Source organism: Paenibacillus sp. J22R67 (assembly GCF_059692175.1).
The window spans coordinates 571,324-587,512 of sequence record NZ_JCAUAX010000003.1 but is presented as its reverse complement, the minus strand read 5'-3'; the positions used below and the strand labels follow the sequence as shown (position 1 = coordinate 587,512).

The 16,189-nt window shown below is 46.2% G+C and carries 18 protein-coding genes; 7 read left to right on the top strand and 11 right to left on the bottom strand.

What is annotated here, in order from left to right:
* Window positions 1-12: 12 nt before the first annotated feature.
* From AC58VC_RS14625 to AC58VC_RS14605, 5 genes are all read right to left on the bottom strand, one after another.
* Entirely contained in the window at window positions 13-804 is a 792-nt protein-coding gene (locus AC58VC_RS14625) for an ABC transporter ATP-binding protein (protein ID WP_497369474.1), read from the bottom strand.
* Between the two features lie 21 nt (window positions 805-825).
* Entirely contained in the window at window positions 826-2,058 is a 1,233-nt protein-coding gene (locus AC58VC_RS14620; protein ID WP_497369473.1) for an MFS transporter, read from the bottom strand.
* Window positions 2,059-2,114: 56 nt separating this feature from the next.
* Window positions 2,115-2,816: a FadR/GntR family transcriptional regulator gene (locus tag AC58VC_RS14615; protein WP_497369472.1), complete on the bottom strand. Its 702-nt coding sequence runs from the start codon at window positions 2,814-2,816 to the stop codon at window positions 2,115-2,117.
* 126 nt (window positions 2,817-2,942) lie between these two features.
* On the bottom strand, window positions 2,943-3,947 hold the full coding sequence (locus AC58VC_RS14610; protein WP_497369471.1) for a UCP032817 domain-containing protein: 1,005 nt from the start codon (window positions 3,945-3,947) through the stop codon (window positions 2,943-2,945).
* Window positions 3,948-4,047: 100 nt separating this feature from the next.
* Entirely contained in the window at window positions 4,048-5,433 is a 1,386-nt protein-coding gene (locus tag AC58VC_RS14605; protein WP_497369470.1) for a phytase, read from the bottom strand.
* A 118-nt stretch (window positions 5,434-5,551) separates the two neighbouring features.
* Between AC58VC_RS14605 and AC58VC_RS14600 the strand changes: the two genes are divergently transcribed.
* Complete coding sequence (locus tag AC58VC_RS14600) at window positions 5,552-6,442, top strand: TIGR01777 family oxidoreductase (RefSeq protein ID WP_497369469.1); 891 nt, start codon at window positions 5,552-5,554, stop codon at window positions 6,440-6,442.
* 119 nt (window positions 6,443-6,561) lie between these two features.
* Entirely contained in the window at window positions 6,562-7,056 is a 495-nt protein-coding gene (locus AC58VC_RS14595; protein WP_497369808.1) for a glutathione peroxidase, read from the top strand.
* 49 nt (window positions 7,057-7,105) lie between these two features.
* Here AC58VC_RS14595 and AC58VC_RS14590 read toward each other — a convergent pair whose 3' ends face one another.
* Together AC58VC_RS14590 and AC58VC_RS14585 are read right to left on the bottom strand one after the other, a co-directional pair.
* Window positions 7,106-7,327 carry a YuzB family protein gene (locus AC58VC_RS14590; protein WP_497369468.1) on the bottom strand — a complete coding sequence of 74 codons (222 nt, stop codon included), beginning with the start codon at window positions 7,325-7,327 and terminating at the stop codon, window positions 7,106-7,108.
* Entirely contained in the window at window positions 7,327-7,629 is a 303-nt protein-coding gene (locus AC58VC_RS14585) for a HesB/IscA family protein (protein ID WP_497369467.1), read from the bottom strand. The genes AC58VC_RS14590 and AC58VC_RS14585 overlap by 1 nt, the downstream gene beginning before the upstream one ends.
* A 250-nt stretch (window positions 7,630-7,879) precedes the next feature.
* Here AC58VC_RS14585 and AC58VC_RS14580 point away from each other — a divergent pair, with 250 nt between their 5' ends.
* Genes AC58VC_RS14580 through ytvI form a run of 3 tightly spaced genes read left to right on the top strand, consistent with a single transcriptional unit; the run spans window position 7,880 to window position 10,155 of the window.
* The gene (locus tag AC58VC_RS14580; protein ID WP_145659322.1) at window positions 7,880-8,239 is read left to right on the top strand and encodes a winged helix-turn-helix transcriptional regulator; all 360 of its coding nucleotides are present in this window, start codon (window positions 7,880-7,882) and stop codon (window positions 8,237-8,239) included.
* A 32-nt stretch (window positions 8,240-8,271) separates the two neighbouring features.
* Entirely contained in the window at window positions 8,272-9,018 is a 747-nt protein-coding gene (gene map, locus AC58VC_RS14575; RefSeq protein WP_497369466.1) for a type I methionyl aminopeptidase, read from the top strand.
* Window positions 9,019-9,042: 24 nt separating this feature from the next.
* Window positions 9,043-10,155 (top strand): sporulation integral membrane protein YtvI, encoded by a 1,113-nt coding sequence (gene ytvI / locus AC58VC_RS14570; protein WP_497369465.1) that lies wholly within the window; start codon window positions 9,043-9,045, stop codon window positions 10,153-10,155.
* Window positions 10,156-10,203: 48 nt separating this feature from the next.
* Here the strand turns inward: ytvI and AC58VC_RS14565 are convergent, their stop codons facing one another.
* Window positions 10,204-10,986, bottom strand: coding sequence for a helix-turn-helix domain-containing protein (locus AC58VC_RS14565; protein WP_497369464.1), 783 nt, complete (start codon window positions 10,984-10,986; stop codon window positions 10,204-10,206).
* Window positions 10,987-11,107: 121 nt separating this feature from the next.
* Between AC58VC_RS14565 and AC58VC_RS14560 the strand changes: the two genes are divergently transcribed.
* Both AC58VC_RS14560 and AC58VC_RS14555 read left to right on the top strand, forming a co-directional pair.
* Window positions 11,108-13,357, top strand: coding sequence for an FAD-dependent oxidoreductase (locus tag AC58VC_RS14560; RefSeq protein WP_497369807.1), 2,250 nt, complete (start codon window positions 11,108-11,110; stop codon window positions 13,355-13,357).
* Between the two features lie 198 nt (window positions 13,358-13,555).
* Window positions 13,556-13,735, top strand: coding sequence for a hypothetical protein (locus tag AC58VC_RS14555; protein ID WP_477500386.1), 180 nt, complete (start codon window positions 13,556-13,558; stop codon window positions 13,733-13,735).
* A gap of 287 nt (window positions 13,736-14,022) precedes the next feature.
* Here AC58VC_RS14555 and AC58VC_RS14550 read toward each other — a convergent pair whose 3' ends face one another.
* From AC58VC_RS14550 to racE, 3 genes are all read right to left on the bottom strand, one after another.
* A complete protein-coding gene (locus AC58VC_RS14550) occupies window positions 14,023-14,232 on the bottom strand; it encodes a hypothetical protein (RefSeq protein ID WP_497369463.1) in 210 nt (69 codons plus the stop codon).
* Window positions 14,233-14,322: 90 nt separating this feature from the next.
* Complete coding sequence (locus tag AC58VC_RS14545; RefSeq protein ID WP_497369462.1) at window positions 14,323-15,210, bottom strand: M14 family metallopeptidase; 888 nt, start codon at window positions 15,208-15,210, stop codon at window positions 14,323-14,325.
* A 134-nt stretch (window positions 15,211-15,344) separates the two neighbouring features.
* Window positions 15,345-16,154 (bottom strand): glutamate racemase, encoded by an 810-nt coding sequence (gene racE / locus AC58VC_RS14540; protein WP_497369461.1) that lies wholly within the window; start codon window positions 16,152-16,154, stop codon window positions 15,345-15,347.
* Window positions 16,155-16,189: the final 35 nt, after the last annotated feature.

Here is a 16,189-nt window from a genome sequence, read left to right as displayed (position 1 = left end):
ATGAATCATGCCTCACATATCACTCGCAGGGATCAAAAGCCAAGGGCGTTCGCGCTGCCATTTGACTTCAACCTCCGTCTCAAAAAAAGAGGATAAACTTTCACTTGTCAAGACATGGCGCGACTGTCCTTTTGCGAAAACCTCGCCACGGCGAATCAATAAGGTTTGATTGAAAACGGGAAGAATTTCTTCGATATGGTGGGTCACGAATATTAACGTTGGAGCATCCGGTTCTTTGGCTAATTCTTGAATGCTGGAAAGCAAGGCTTCCCGGGAAAGGAAATCTAATCCGTTCGTTGCCTCATCCAGAATCAGCAGCTTAGGCAAGGCCATTAGAGCACGTGCGATTAATAGTTTCTGCTTCTCACCCTGTGAGCACGATTGATAAGTTCGGTCGTATAAATGCAAACAATTAAGCCGCTGCATGTGCTCTCTGGCCTGTTCGAAATCAGCCATGCTCGGTTTCTCATACAACCCGATTGAAGCATGTTTACCACTTATAACGACATGCTGCGTTTTATCAGAGGCGTACAATTTCTCCTGCAGGGATGAACTCACCCAGCCAATCATTTTACGCAAATCTCTTAAGTCTACTGTTCCAAACGGGTGGCCGAGTACAGCCATATGCCCTTGACTTGGCCAGATATAACCATTAATCATATTCAGTATGGTCGTCTTGCCTGAACCGTTCAAACCCAGTACGGCCCAGTGCTCATTTTTGGACACCTGCCAGTCCACTTGATTCAATATCGTTTTATTATCTTTGTACCAGGAGACGTTGTTCATTTCAATAATCGGTGTCATGCCGTTTCACCTCTTGATCTATCATGCTTTTGCAACATTTTGCGGTAGCTCAGCTTGCGTCATGTTCAATTTTTTATCTGAAGGAAGGAAAGCAGCCAACAGCCCAATTAGAGGCAAGAAAGCGCAGAGTTTAATAACAAACGAGATGCTAGTTGCATCCGCAAGCGTACCAAGCACGGCTGAACCGATCCCGCCTAACCCGAAAGCTAAGCCGAAGAATAAACCGGATACCGTCCCTACCTTGCCAGGAAGCAGTTCCTGCGCATAAACGACAATGACGGAGAAGCCGGATAACAAAATGAATCCAATACAAGCACATAACACACCCGCCCAAAACAAATTCGCATATGGCAATAGCAGTGAAAATGGGGCCGTTCCCAGAATGGAAAACCAGATCATGTTTCGTCTGCCGAATCGATCCGCAAGCGGGCCGCCCAAGAATGTACCAACTGCTCCAGCAGCAAGCAAAGTGAATAAGAATAGCTGTGCTTTTTCAACGGAAAGTTGATTGTGTTCGATTAAGTAAAAAGCGTAGAAACCTGTCATGCTGGCCACATAAACAAACTTGGAAAATAAGAGCATGATCAATATCGAAATGGCATAGGTGACTGTTTTACGCGGCAGAGGCTGTTTTCTAACAAATGCTTTACTTGAAGCTGCTGATCGGCTGCTGCCCGCATTACGATACCATTTGGCTACGAAAAATTGAACGACAATCGCTGCTGCAGCGACAAACGAAAACCAAATAATCCCGAACTGACCGAATGGGACGAAAATCAGCGCTGTAAAAATGGGAGCAAGAGCTTGCCCGATATTACCGCCAGTTTGGAAAATTGACTGCGCCAATCCTCTGCGAGGACCCGCAGCCAAGTAAGCCACGCGCGATGCTTCAGGATGAAGCACAGAGGAGCCTAGGCCAACAAGCACAACAGCCCCGAGCACCTGAGTGAACGAAGACGCTACGGCGAGCAAAATCACACCTAACAACGAGAAAAAAACACCTGCCGGCAATAAAAAGGGCTTTGGCTTTGCGTCTGTATACAGTCCAATCAAAGGCTGAAACATGGATGCTGTTACGTTTAGCGTAAAAGCGATCCACCCGATTTGGGTAAAGCTCAACTGCAGCGAATTATGAAGAATCGGGAACACGGCTGGTATAACGGATTGAATGGCATCATTCAATAAATGGACCAGGGAGATCGAGAATAAAATGGCATAAACTGTATGATTACGTGTTGAACTTGAATCTGACATTGTAACTTACCCCTTTCATCATATCATCTGACGTTTAAAAGCATAGGAGAGTGAAGCTACTCCTGGTTTACAAATTGTTTAAGCTGTGTGACCGTTTCATCTAGATTTTTCATGGTCCAAAACTCGGCTGCCGCGACATCCTTGTCTTTGATAGCTACGTACATATTTTCATGAAAAAGATGATGCGGATCTTGCATCGTCACAATCAATTTTTGAGAGGCTTCCAAAAGTGCTGATGTGAACGAACGATACAGGTCGATGACAACACTATTTTTGCTGGCGATAGCAATAGATAGATGGAATTTCACGTCTGAACGCAAATACGTATCCGTGTCACCTTTCTCCAATGCCTCAAACCGTTGATCGAGCGCGCTTCGCATCTGCTCAAGGTCGTTATCATCCCGGCGCTCAGCAGCCAATCGAGAAATCTCCAGCTCCAGCATCCTTCTGACCTCGTAAACCTCCAGAATCTGCGCTCTACGCAGCCTGTGATCAAGCGGCTCCTGCACGGCTGACTGTGCCTTTAGAAAGGTACCAAAGCCCTGCTTCTTCTCAAGCAAGCCAGCATGCACAAGAACACGGACCGCTTCGCGGATCGTTGAACGACCTACAGCGAACTGCTGCATAAGTTCCGGCTCTGTTGGAATCTTGTCGCCTGGTTTGATTTCACCCTCTGAAATTTTCTTTTGCAGCTGGTTCACTACATCGTCTACCAACTTTGGGCGGTTCAGCGGTTGGAAAGACATTTTAGAATTCATCTGATCATCTCCCGTTTGAAAAAAAGTATAGCATAATGCTACTGAATTTTTCTAGTATAATTTTTAGTATGCCCTTGGGTACAAAAAACACTTCCCTGAGATTGCCTAGGAAAGTGTTCTTGACCATTAACTCGAACCACAACTTGAACTAGATGAGCAAGAGGAACCTGAAGAGCCTGAGGAGCAAGAAGAGTTGGACGAGCAGGAACTACCTCCCCCCTGATCTCCGGAGCTATCACCGTTTCCTCCAGAAGTTCCGCAGCCCGACGAAGAGCAGCTGCTATGCTTATCTCGCGGTTCTTCCGGGGAATTCTCCGGGAAGTTAGCATTCATATCACTGGCATAACTTTGTGGACTTTGGATGGAGAAGAACATCATGGCGCTTGCTAAATAGAGCATTGAGTTAGGATTTGCTGTTGAATAATCCCAGCCTGTATCTTTGAAACGGCGGCTGTTTGCCGCCTTCTGTGCGTCTAGAATGGCTTGCTCAACTAAGATGCGAATGGTCTCTGCCACCTCGGGATAACGGCCTGCCTGCTCCATATTGAACAAACTGCCAGCGATCGCATCCACATTGCCTTCACGAAGGAGCTCTGTACGTTCAGGATCAAGCGCATTTCGGAAAAATCCATTCCAGCAGCGCTTGCTGCTCGGCGCAAATTCGAACAGGTGAGCGTATACCCAGTCAAACCAGGCGCGTTCTCCTGGCATCATCTTGGGTTCACGTTCTGGGGAATGGTGGATAACGCCTCCAGCAAATTGTTCGCCAAATCGCTGATATTCCCTTGTGAACATCAACATTTCATGCCACAAGTCATCGATTTCGGCGCTAAACATCGGTGTTGATTTCAGAATGAGACTCATTATAAAATAACGCTGTAATTCAAACCATTTGCAAGCATATTCGTCGTCTGTTATACGTGGATGTTCGGTTTTCACCCGATATTGAATTCTTTCAGCATAGTCTGTTGGAATTGAACTGTTCAGCTTTGCAACAATACGGTCTAACGGAATACCTTCAAGCACCCCTAAACCATGAGGCAGCTCCGAAGCCCGATAGACTGGCTTAGCTTTACCAGGTCGACTGCGCTTTGGCGGTTTAGATGATTTTCCAAATAAAAAACGAAACATAGGCATCCCTCCTATTTCCAATATACCATTTGTTTCCTATTTCCTGTCAATGCAAAAAGAGCCGCCACCCCTAAGGTGTGCAGCCCTTTCGTTCAATTCTTTATTTGTCTTCGCGTTTCGTGAAATTGCGCGGATTGACTGAGTTATCGATTGTCAATGGTTCTGCGAACGCTTTGGCGATTTTGTCCCAGCTCACCATTTTAAAATTCTGATTCAATTTCTCTGTTTTTTCGAAATTCTCATCGTCCTGCGTGACAAACAATCCATTGGGATATTTGGCACCCAAGCTTAATCCAATAACATCAATACCGTCTGTTCCCGAAGTACCGTCTACTTGAGCACCGTCAGCTACAGCGAAGCTGCCCAAATATTCATTTTTGCCTGTACGGTTATAGACCGCATAAGTGCTGCTACCTTGGCTTGAAGCGAGCAAATATCCTTTGCCGTCAGCTGTATAATAGATCGTTAGGCCTTCGATATCAGCTGTTAACGTTTTATTATCCACTTCAGCGAGCTTGACCACTTCATTGCCGCCATCCGGTTCTGCGTTCATTTTCCAAATAGCCACGTCTTCTTCAGCCAAGTACATGACGCCATACTCATCATCAGCTACCAAGCCTTCTGCCTGTGTTTTAAATTTGTAATCGCGAACCTTTTTGCCTTCAACTTTGCCGCTGCCGTTATCTTTCAGTTCATATTGCTCAAATTCACCATTCTTGCCCAGAACTAGTGCATAGAACTTGTCCGTACGTGTGGAGTGATATAAACTAAAACCATAAACCTCTCCCATATCGGAGTGGATAGGCTTATCTACAATGTTCGTTAGCGCGCCAGTTTCCGGATTGATGGAAAACACATCGACTGTGTTGGTTGTCCGATTCGTAGCTGCTACGATATCGACTTTTGCTCCACCGAGCGGAAGCCCATAGCGAACGTCAATATTGTTCATTTTGCCAATCGTATAGGACTGAACTTGCTTCCCATCCAAGTCGTAAACAAGCACGCCGCCACCTTTATTCGTGGCAATGATTTTGCTCTTCGACGCATCGCTCGGGTGTACCCACACAGCAGGATCATCAGCCGCGTCGCTGCTAGATTCCACAACGCCTGTTTCCGCATCAGCCTGAACTTGCACGCTAGAAGGAGCCGCCGGCTTTGTTTCTCCTTGTACATCCGATTCCTTTACAGCTTGGAAGAGTTCAGCGGACACCATTAGACTGCCTTCCACATTCACAACTTCGTTGCTCAGCTTCCCGCTTTTTCCGCCTAGTACATACTCTTTCTTTCCGACGGTCACGGAACCTTTCACGCCATTTTTCAACGTAAATAATGCTGTATTCGTGCTTACTTCCCAAGTCACTGAAGCTCCTGTCGCTTCTAGTTGGCTGCGCAAAGGCAGTCTTTCTTCAGCAGCCAAAGCGCTGGATTGCATCAGCAGAAGGGCAGCCAGAGCTGAGCCTGCGATCATTTTGAATGTTGTTTTCATAGTTAGTTCCATCTCCTCTTCCATAGATACATCTTTAAAAGAGTAATGGAGAATAATTTCCGCTATATTAATTTAATATGTAAGATTTGTAAATCTTAATTCACGGAGGTGTTCAGCCATGAAAATAGCGGTAACCGGAGGAAGCGGTTTTATTGGAAGACGTTTAATTGCCTATTTCCATCAGCAGGGCCATGATATGATCACGATTTCACGCTCTCCCCAAGCCGTCGTGCAAGGTGCGCGCACGGTAACATGGGAAGAACTGCAAGATGAGCCTGAGAAGCTTGAAGGTCTGGATGCCATCGTAAATTTAGCCGGCGAATCGATTAATCAGCGCTGGACGGCTGCTGCTAAGCAGCGTATCTTAGAATCCCGCATCAAAGCGGCACAGCAAGTTGGGCACCTGGTAGAAAGATTGGACAAGAAACCTAAAATGGTCGTTAACGCTTCAGGCATGTCCATCTATGGCACGTCTGAGTCGGCAACTTTCGATGAGCGCAGCCCCCGCCATACGATGGATTTCTTATCTAGTGTCGTGGACAAATGGGAAGAGGCGGCAGATCAAATCAAAGGACCCCGAATTGTAAAAATTCGCGTTGGACTTGTGCTCGACGGGAAAGAGGGAGCATTTCCAAAGATGGCTTTCCCTTATAAGCTTGGCGTTGGCGGCCCTGTCGGCAGCGGCAAACAATGGCTCTCTTGGATTCACATTGAAGACATGGTGAGGTTGATCGATTTCTGCATACAAAATGAAGAAATCAGCGGACCTGTCAATGCGACAGCGCCAAGTCCCGTCACGAACAAGCAGTTCGGAGCGGCACTTGCCAAAGCGATGCACAGACCAAATCTGTTCCCTCTCCCTGCTTTTATCATGAAACTTGCTTTCGGCGAATTGTCCACACTGCTTCTGGAGGGCCAGAAAGTGCTGCCTCACGTCCTGCTCCAGCATGGCTTCAGCTTTACATATAGCTCCGTTGACGATGCGCTTGCGGATATCGTGAATAAATAAATCTAGACCTTCGAGCATGGCTCGATCCGGGTTTTTGCCCTATAAACATTCACTTCACAAACCGATAAAAATTGCGTAAAATTAAATTGTATAAAATAATTGTGAAAAAGGTGATTCTTTTGACCGTTCATCAATTTTCGGCCCGGACGATCCGCGGTGAAGATAAGTCCCTTGCAGACTATAAAGGACAAGTGCTGCTCATTGTTAATACCGCAACGAAATGTGGATTCGCTCCTCAATTCAAGGGCCTTCAAGAGCTTCATGACACATATAAAGATCAAGGCTTTAACGTATTAGGCTTCCCTTGCAACCAATTCAAAGATCAAGAGCCTGGAAACGATGCAGAGGTTGAACAGGCATGTCAAATCAATTTTGGTGTGAACTTCCCTTTGTTCTCCAAGATTGATGTCAACGGCGCTGACACCCATCCCCTTTATCGTTACTTGAAGCAGCAGGCTTCCGGTCTGCTAGGCTCCAGTATCAAATGGAATTTCACTAAATTTCTAGTGGATCAAGACGGCAATGTTATTAAAAGGTTCTCACCCACTACAACGCCGCGCAAAATCGAAAGTCAAATTCGTAAGCTTCTGGACAATTCCACCGTACATGTTTAAGCTAAAGAAAGAACCGTCAGGGCTTTTGAAGATGCCCAGACGGTTCTTTTTATTTGACGTATTTTTTAGCTTTTTCGATTGCTTCGTCTTCAGTTGCTCCTGTCACATAGCGGCCATTAATGAATATAAAAGCAAAACGAGAACAAGGACCGCAATACGATTTGCAGGCAATTTTGACTTCAGCCTCAGGTGCAATGGCTTTAATTTTTGAAAGTGCAGATTTCACTTTCATATGTTTGCATTTATCACAAATGCGAATATCATTACGCATTAGTGATCTCCGGTGTTCCCCTTGCTTGGGTTCGTAATCATGAAACCTTCTTCTGGTGTGTAGAAGTAATCAATACGGATACCATCAAGCAATGGTTCACTTTGATCGAGCAAAACATCAATGCCTTTATCGGTGCTTACAACGACGTCATTATCAGATTTATCGTCAAGACCCAAGCCATAGTGAGCATGGTCACCATGCTTATGAGTCACTTGTACGCGAACCAACAGGCCTTTGTTTTCTTCTTTTTCAAGTTCCAATTGAAGTACTTTCGCAGCATTACGGGAAATTTTGACGTTCATATGTACACATCTCCTGAAACAATAATTTTATTTCTTATTGTAAAGAATCTAAGGCGCGAAATCAACCTTTGTCCATGACTGTCTTGAAAGGGATTTACATTCGTCACAATAAAGCCTTACTATTGCTAATTGGCTTCACGAACTTTAAAATACATAGTAGTGGAACTATTTTACCCTAAATACAAGATGGTAACTTACTTACTTCATGGATAGTTATGTACATTCCAAAATGGAAAGGACGCGTTTCTGAATGTCAACTCTTGAAAACGAAAAAGTCGCCCCACTCAGCAACTATGTTCCTAAAGTACCGAAAGAAATTGAATGCTCTATTGAACGCACACTTGAAGTAATCGGTGGGAAATGGGCATTTCTCGTTCTTCGGGAACTGTTTTGCGGTACGAAACGTTTCGGCGAACTACAGCGTCAAGTGACTGGAATCAGCCCTAAATCTCTAACCGATATTCTCCGGCATCTCGAGGATCATGGTGTTTTGGAGCGTATGGCATACCCTACTGTCCCTGTTACCGTTGAGTATACATTGACACCGAAAGGGCAGGATTTGCATCAAATATTAAAAGAAATGAAGCTATGGTCTGCAAAGTGGACATAATGATTGAATAACAGCTGAGGAGTTGGACTCACGTGATTACCATTAAAACAAAAGAGCAAATTGAAAAAATGGGCAGAGCCGGACGCATTCTGGCGGATTGCCATAAAGAAATTGCCACTATGATTCGCCCAGGTATCACCTCTTGGGAAATCGACCAATTCGTAGAGGGCTTTTTGGCGAAGCACGGCGCAACACCGGAACAAAAAGGCTATCACGGCTACCCTTACGCCACTTGCGCATCCGTTAACGATGTCATCTGCCACGGGTTCCCGAAGAAAGAGGCCTTGAACGACGGTGATATCGTAACCATTGATATGGTGGTACGGATTGATGGTTGGTTGGCGGATTCTGCTTGGTCCTATGCCGTTGGGAACATCTCTCCTACTGCCGAGAAATTGCTTAAAGTAACCAAGGAATCGCTCTATAAAGGCATTGAGCAAGCAATTCCAGGAAACCGCATCGGCGATGTTGCGCATGCAATCCAGGTGTACGCAGAATCACACGGCTTCTCCGTCGTCAGAGACTTTATTGGACACGGAATCGGCGCCGAAATGCATGAAGAACCGCAGGTTCCGCATTATGGACCAGCAGGCAAAGGGCCGCGCATTAAAGAAGGCATGGTGTTCACGATTGAACCGATGCTTAATGTAGGCAAATATCATGCCAAGGTAGATAGCGATGGATGGACAGCAAGAACTAACGACGGCAGTCTATCTGCCCAATATGAACACACGATTGCGATTACAAGCCAAGGACCAATTATTTTAACGGAACAATAAACATAAAGCCCCGGAGGAACATGCATGATTTCTTTTTACAAGAAATATTGGAGAACTGCCTTTGACATTGCTCTCATTGTTCTAACCGTCTACCTCTTCATGCTGCTGTTCAGCTATCTGTATCGCATCGCGACGCCTATCTTTCTGGCTCTGATCATTTTCATGATGATCGAGCCTTTTGCTAGGTTTCTGAATCGCAAAGGGATGCGAAAGTCGATTGCATCAGCGATCTCGACACTCCTCTTCGTCCTGATCATCCTTGGCGCACTGACGGGTGCCGTCGTTATTTTCACAAGCCAGATCATGAGCCTTGTCGATAAAGTAGACGATTATCAAGCCGTTTTTAATGACCAAATCATACATAAAATTAGCGAATTAAATGATCGTTTCCAAACATTGCCCCCTGATGTCATTGTCAAAGCCAAAGAGTATGCTGGGCAATTCGCAGGAAATGCATCTAGATTCATTATTTCTTTCCTATCCGGTTTAGTAGCCTCGCTGACTTCCTTTTCCACCTTCATGTTCAACTTCATTGTCGGAATCATTTTGGCCTACTTCCTCAGCATCGAAATCGACTCTTGGAAACGCCTTGCCAGTGAGAAAACACCAAGAACGTTTAAATCCGTTTTCTTCTTTTTAAAAGAAAATGTCGTGAAGGGTATTGTCTCTTACGTAAAAGCTCAGCTTAAACTGATTAGCCTAACGTTTATTGTCGTTTTTTTCGCGTTGCTCCTACTCGGTGTCAATAATGCGTTTTCCATCTCCCTGCTCTCGGCTATCTTCGATGTTTTACCGCTGCTGGGTGTGTCCACTTTGTTCATTCCATGGATCATTTACTTGTTTATCGTGGGTCAGACAACACTTGCGATCTGGTTAAGCGCGCTGCTGCTTGTCGTTATCCTCGTCAGACAGATCATGGAACCAAAAATTACAGGGGAATCCCTAGGCGTGTCGGCCTTTACGACACTAGCATTCATGATCGTGTCCCTTTCGTTATTTGGTGTTGCTGGAGTCATCCTCTCGCCTGTCTTAATCATCCTGCTCAAAGCCCTGTATACACAAGGTTATTTCCAACGCTGGATACGCAAACCTGAGGATGAATATGCTCAGGGCAAGTTTCCTACGGCTGGGCCCTAAACATAAAAGCTCATCCTTCCTCCGTGGAAAGATGGGCTTTTTTCAGCGTTAAACACGATACATGCTGCGGTACACCGATGGAGCCATCCCGATTTTCTGAGTAAACACGCGGCTCAAATAAAAACCGTTCTCAAATCCGCAGTTTCCAGCGATCGCATCGAGTGTCAAGGTCGACCCTTCCAACAAATGGCGTGCTCTTGTTAAGCGAAGTTCATTCAGAAATTCAGAAGGTGTTTGCGTGAAAGCTCTGCGAAACCTTCTAGTAAACTGCACGGGAGTAAGCCCTAAGCTCTCCGCCAAATTAAGCATCGATAAACTTCCATATGCGTGATCCGTCAAATATTTGCGTGCTTTTTCCATCAAAATATCGGTTTCTATAATGAGGTCGTCTTTGAGTTCTCTTTCTATTGTGACCAATCGAAGCAGATCGCTGAGCATATGCTGCTTATGCAGCGTGCTCTCTTCATCCCAACCCTGGAATTTCTTCAAATAGTGATAATTCGAGGTTAATCTCTCTATATCCTTAATGACAAGCTTGCCTCTCCAGCTACTTGTTTCCTCTGAACTTGGTTCAGACAGCCAGACAAATTGCAGAAAATGAAACGATAGCAGCTCCAGCGTCTTCCTTCGAAAGCCGACATGAGGCGGACAGATGACAAAGTCACCGAATCCCGCTTCACCTTTTTGCTCCCCTATGCCATAGACAAATCTGCCTTCTTCCACGGCAAATAACGTCCAGCAAGGATAGGTGTCCTCGTTATACATAAACTCATCTTTTCGATGCCAATAAACATGGGAAATGAGTTTTACCGCCACATCACGAAAAGCCATATCCCGCTCTCCCTTGAATGAAATAAAGTATATGCTTATTGTAACTGACTGCATGTTCAATGGAAATAGAATGTTTTACAATGAAATCAAAGATATTCTATTAACTAGTGAGGTGCTGGTCATGAAACACGAAATCGTTACATCCGACATTACCGTTGTCGGCGGGGGGTTATCCGGTGTATGTGCCGCAATCGCAGCGGCCAGATTAGGTCAAACTGTTTCACTTGTTCAAAATCGCCCTGTTTTGGGTGGGAATTCCAGCAGTGAAGTACGCGTGTGGGTTTGTGGAGCTACTTCCCACGGCCTTCATCGATATGCACGTGAAACCGGTATCATGGGTGAAATGTTTGTTGAGAACCAATACCGCAATATCGATGGGAACCCTTATCTATGGGATCTGATTGTGCTCGAAAAAGTAAAAGCCGAGAAAAATATTACCCTCTTCTTAAATACAGATGTCCATGAAGTTGATGCTGACGGTGACGAGAATTCTCGGACTATCCGATCCGTTACAGGTTGGATGATGGGATCGGAACGCCGTATCCGCTTCGACAGCCGCGTATATCTGGACTGCACAGGCGACGGGCTCGTCGGTTTCCTTGCGGGCGCGAAGTTCCGTATTGGGCGTGAAGCACAAGAGGAGTTTAATGAAGAATGGGCACCTCTCGTCCCAGATGATATTACCTTAGGAAGCACACTGCTATTCTATACCAAAGACGCAGGCCGACCTGTGAAATACATCCCGCCAAGCTTCGCTAAAGACATCACGCAGACCACTATTCCTATGAAACGGGTTATTCGCAGCGGAGATAATGGTTGCGCTTACTGGTGGATTGAATGGGGCGGTGAACTGGATACCGTTCATGATAATGAAAAAATCCGTGATGAACTGTCTTCCGTGATCTACGGAATATGGGATTATATCAAAAATTCCGGTAAGTTCGAAGCCAATAACCTCACTCTCGAGTGGATCGGATCTGTTCCGGGTAAACGGGAATATCGTCGTTTCGTAGGGGACTACGTTCTCAATCAAAACGATGTGATCGCGCAAGAGCTGTTCGAAGACCGCGTCGCCTTCGGCGGCTGGTCGATTGACTTGCATCCGCCGCAAGGCATGTATGCTACGGCGAAGGGCTCTAAACATATGCATGTGGATGGCAGCTACCATATTCCGTTCCGTTCCCTCTATTCGGTCAATACGACGAATATGCTCATGGCTGGGCGCAATATCAGCGCGTCCCACGTTGCTTTTGGCACGACGCGCGTCATGGCGACTTGTGCCGTCATCGGCGAAGCCGCAGGAACAGGCGCTGCCCTCTGCGCAGCGAAGGGCATTTCCCCTCGCGAGCTGCATGGCAGCCATCTGAGCGAGCTGCAGCAAACGCTGCTGCGGCAGGATGCCTCCGTGCTCGGGATCAAGAACGCTGACGCAGCTGACCTCGTGCTTAGCGCGTCCTTGACAGCATCCAGCACCTTGAGCCAACTGGCGGTTGAAAAGTCCGCGTCGGTGTATCCGCTCACCGATAGTGTGGCGCTTCTCGTGCCCGTAGATCCGTATATCGATGGCATCGAGCTGCTGCTTGACGCCTCGGAGGAAACAGAGCTATCCGTTGAGTTGTGGAGCACGGGCAAGCCGCAAAACTACGTCCCGCACACGCAAGTAGCAACCGCCCAAGTAGCCGTTTCGCAAGGATCAGAGCAATGGATCCCTGTTCCGATAAGCTGGCACCCGGATGTCGCTCAAAATGCGTTTATTATTTTACGCAGCAATCCTGTGCTGTCTGTCCATAAGTCCGACAAACTACAATCTGGCGTTCTTGGGCTTAAGCATAAAAATAACAGCAATGCCTCCGCAGATTATGGTGACTTGACACCGAACCAGCCTGTCGTTGATTGGACACCAGGGGAATTCAACCGCAAGCCGATCTGCTTCCGTCTGCTCTCACCTACTTCGGCTTACACAGCAGATAAAGCCGCTAATGGCTTTAAACGGCCTTACGGAGGTCCGAACATGTGGTCTTCTGCTCGTATAGAAGCTGATACACCAGAATGGCTTGAAGTCAGCTGGCCGAATGAAGTGCCGATCCGCAGCGTACAGCTTACACTGAATGACGATGTCCATGAAGATTTAATTAATTTGCATCATCATCGGACAGAGTTCGAGGTTATTCCTGAGTTGATTAAGGACTACAAACTGCAAGCCTTCGCTCACGGAGAGTGGAAAACTGTCGCTGAAGAACTTAATAATCACACTCGCCATCATACCCATATCTTCCCTGAAACTGTAGTTACTAGCCGCTTACGCCTGCTCGTGGAGTCGACCAATGGTGCCGAGCGAGCCGAAATTGTAGAGATTCGCTGCTATAGTTAATGATCAAAAGCACGTAAAATGGCCTAGCATATGCTGCCGTTTTGCGTGTTTTTTTCTTTGTCGCTCAGCTTGGTTTCCGACATTCTTTTTCTATAAATAGGTCTTAATGACCCTTGTTTAACCTTACATGATATGTTATATTAAAAGTGCGCCAAATCAAGGTTTCCTCTTCAAAAAGTTGACATAGGAGTGATGAAAATGAATCAAAATTCTGTTCAAATTCCTCAAGGCGAAGAGATCATTTATGTAGAAATGACTGTTAAGGAAGCGCTTGCACTAACAGGTGCGAAATTCAACCAAAACCACAAATTAGAGACAGATGCTATCAAAAAGGTGAAGCAACGTCTTGCAGATAAACTGCTTCCTCCTAACCATTAATCGTACTCTACGTCTTCGCATACAACCCAACGAACGATAACCATCGTCCGTTGGGTTTTTATTTTTCCCCAAAGCCGTATCAAAATCAACCAACTGATCATAATAATCACGCGCCTTCCAACAACGATATTTAAGGAGGAACGACCATGTCAGCAGATCATAAACAGCAAGGACATTCCCGCAAAAATACAACTACGAAAACGCAAGATCAGAAAAGCAATAAAGGACACAAATAAAGAAAGAAAAGTCCATGCCTTCTCTTCCATTAGGCGTGGACTTTTTTTTGATTAATTGATTTTTTTTCTGGTCAAAATGCATGGAACCCCTCTACCAACAGCCCCCGGCTGAGACATTTGTTCCAAGTAACGAAGTCCTCTTGTACATTGTGTTTTACAAACCGCGCACGTAGACGACTCTACAATTCTCATCGTGTACTGCTCTCTGGAAGATACCACTTTCTTCTTAACAACCTTGCCTTTACCTTTAGGTGGTGCCATAACCTCGCCTCCCAACCGTCTCCTTACTCCAGTATATGAAGTTTGGACAGATCGGTTCTTGAGAAACAAGGTTATGTTAACGGTTGTTGTCTAACGGTTAACTGTTTGTAATTCCAACGCAGTCAGCAGGATCGGGACGATCTCCGCGTATAGATCGGCAAAGGATTCCACGGGCAGCGGATTGACACCGACACCGAGCTCGACCGTAAATCCAGGTCTTCGGAAATGCTGTATGAACCAATCTTTATACCCTGCATCGCTATCGGTTAACTTCACGGCCTCATAACCGCTGACGGTAGCTAACTGCTCAGCAAACGATTCGGCTTCCGTAGGTTCATACCCACGGTAATTCCAATAGATCTCTCTTCCTTGGGTATGTAGGGCAACGACCAGCTCAAATGGGTGGCATTCTGTAAAACGCGCAAGCGCCGCTGCTTCTGGCTCAGATAACGGCGTCTCGCCGCCATAATCTCGCGGCCCCGGCCCCGACTGCCCTCTACGCTCAGCCTCATCTTCCCAATGCGCTGGGAATTGATCATTGAGATCTACACCTCTTATATTCGCTTTCCAGTTGCTGAAATCAGGCTGTTCTCCGTTCCATTCCAGCAAGTTAGCTTGATAGGGATGATCAGGGCTGATGCCATTCAGAACAAGTTCTACACCATCAGGATTCACCATTGGAACAATCCATAGGGAATACTCTGAAAGCAGGCGTCTGGTGTTTCTACCCTGCCATGCCGTTCCTCTGGCATAAGAGCAAGCAAGATCCTCCACGAATTGCATAATAAGCGGTGTTGTAATCCACTCATTTGCGTGGAATGCTGCGTTGACATGGAGCTCCCTAGTCCCTTGACCGATGCGCAGTGCCGGTATGCCTTTGCCCATCACGCTTTCCCCTATAACTTCGACATGCAGGAAAGGATAAATCCTGCCTAGCCGATTTAATTCATCACACAACGTATCATACCCGTAACCCAACATACGACCACCTCACAGCTCTTTGATCTCCTACGTAGGTTATGAATATGCCTGCTCCATTAGAATCATGCGGCATAACGAAGTTAAGTTAGAAGCACGCCACTCAACAAAAAAATAGACCCCTGAGGGTCTATTCAAAAAATAGTAGGCACCTGCCAGACGACAGGTGTAATGGCAATCTGATCTTTGAGCCAGCTTTCCGTAATACGCTTAAATAACGTAGGTTCTCCGCTGCAAAAAAATTGGTGAATCGGCAGTATCCCCGAGGTTTCCATCCGATCGCGATGGTACAGAATCGTGCTGATTTCTCTTGCTGTTTCGTCCGCAGATGAAATCAACGTTACGTCCGGCCCCATAACCCGGGAGATTGGCTCCATCAGAAAGGGATAATGCGTACATCCCAGTATCAAACAGTCAATTGGCTTGTCGGCTAGCGGCTGAAGCGACTGCTCCACAATCTCCTGTTCTTGCTCTCTTCCAAAAAGCCCTTTCTCCACGAAAGGCGCCAAAAGCGGACAAGGCTCGCTGTACACCTGAATGTTCGGCGAAATTAACTTTAAGGCATGTTCATATGCCTTGCTTTTGATCGTCCCTTCCGTGCCAATAACCCCAACAACCCCTGTTCGCGTGTGCTTAATTGCGGCTCTCGCCCCAGGCGAGATAACACCCAGCACCGGAATCGAGACACGTTCTCGAATATCTTCTATGGCTACCGCAGTCGCCGTATTGCAAGCAATCACTATCATTTTAGGGTTAAATTGAATTAAGTAATCCACAATTTGCCGGGTAAATATACGCACTTCTACAGCTGATCGCGGACCATAAGGACTTCGAGCCGTATCACCGAAATAGATCACTTTTTCTTGCGGCAGCTGCCTCATGAGTTCTTTTACTACAGTTAATCCTCCGACTCCGGAGTCCAGTACGGCTATCGCTTGCTGCACACCTATCCGCTTCCTTTGCCGGTTAATGAATTTCA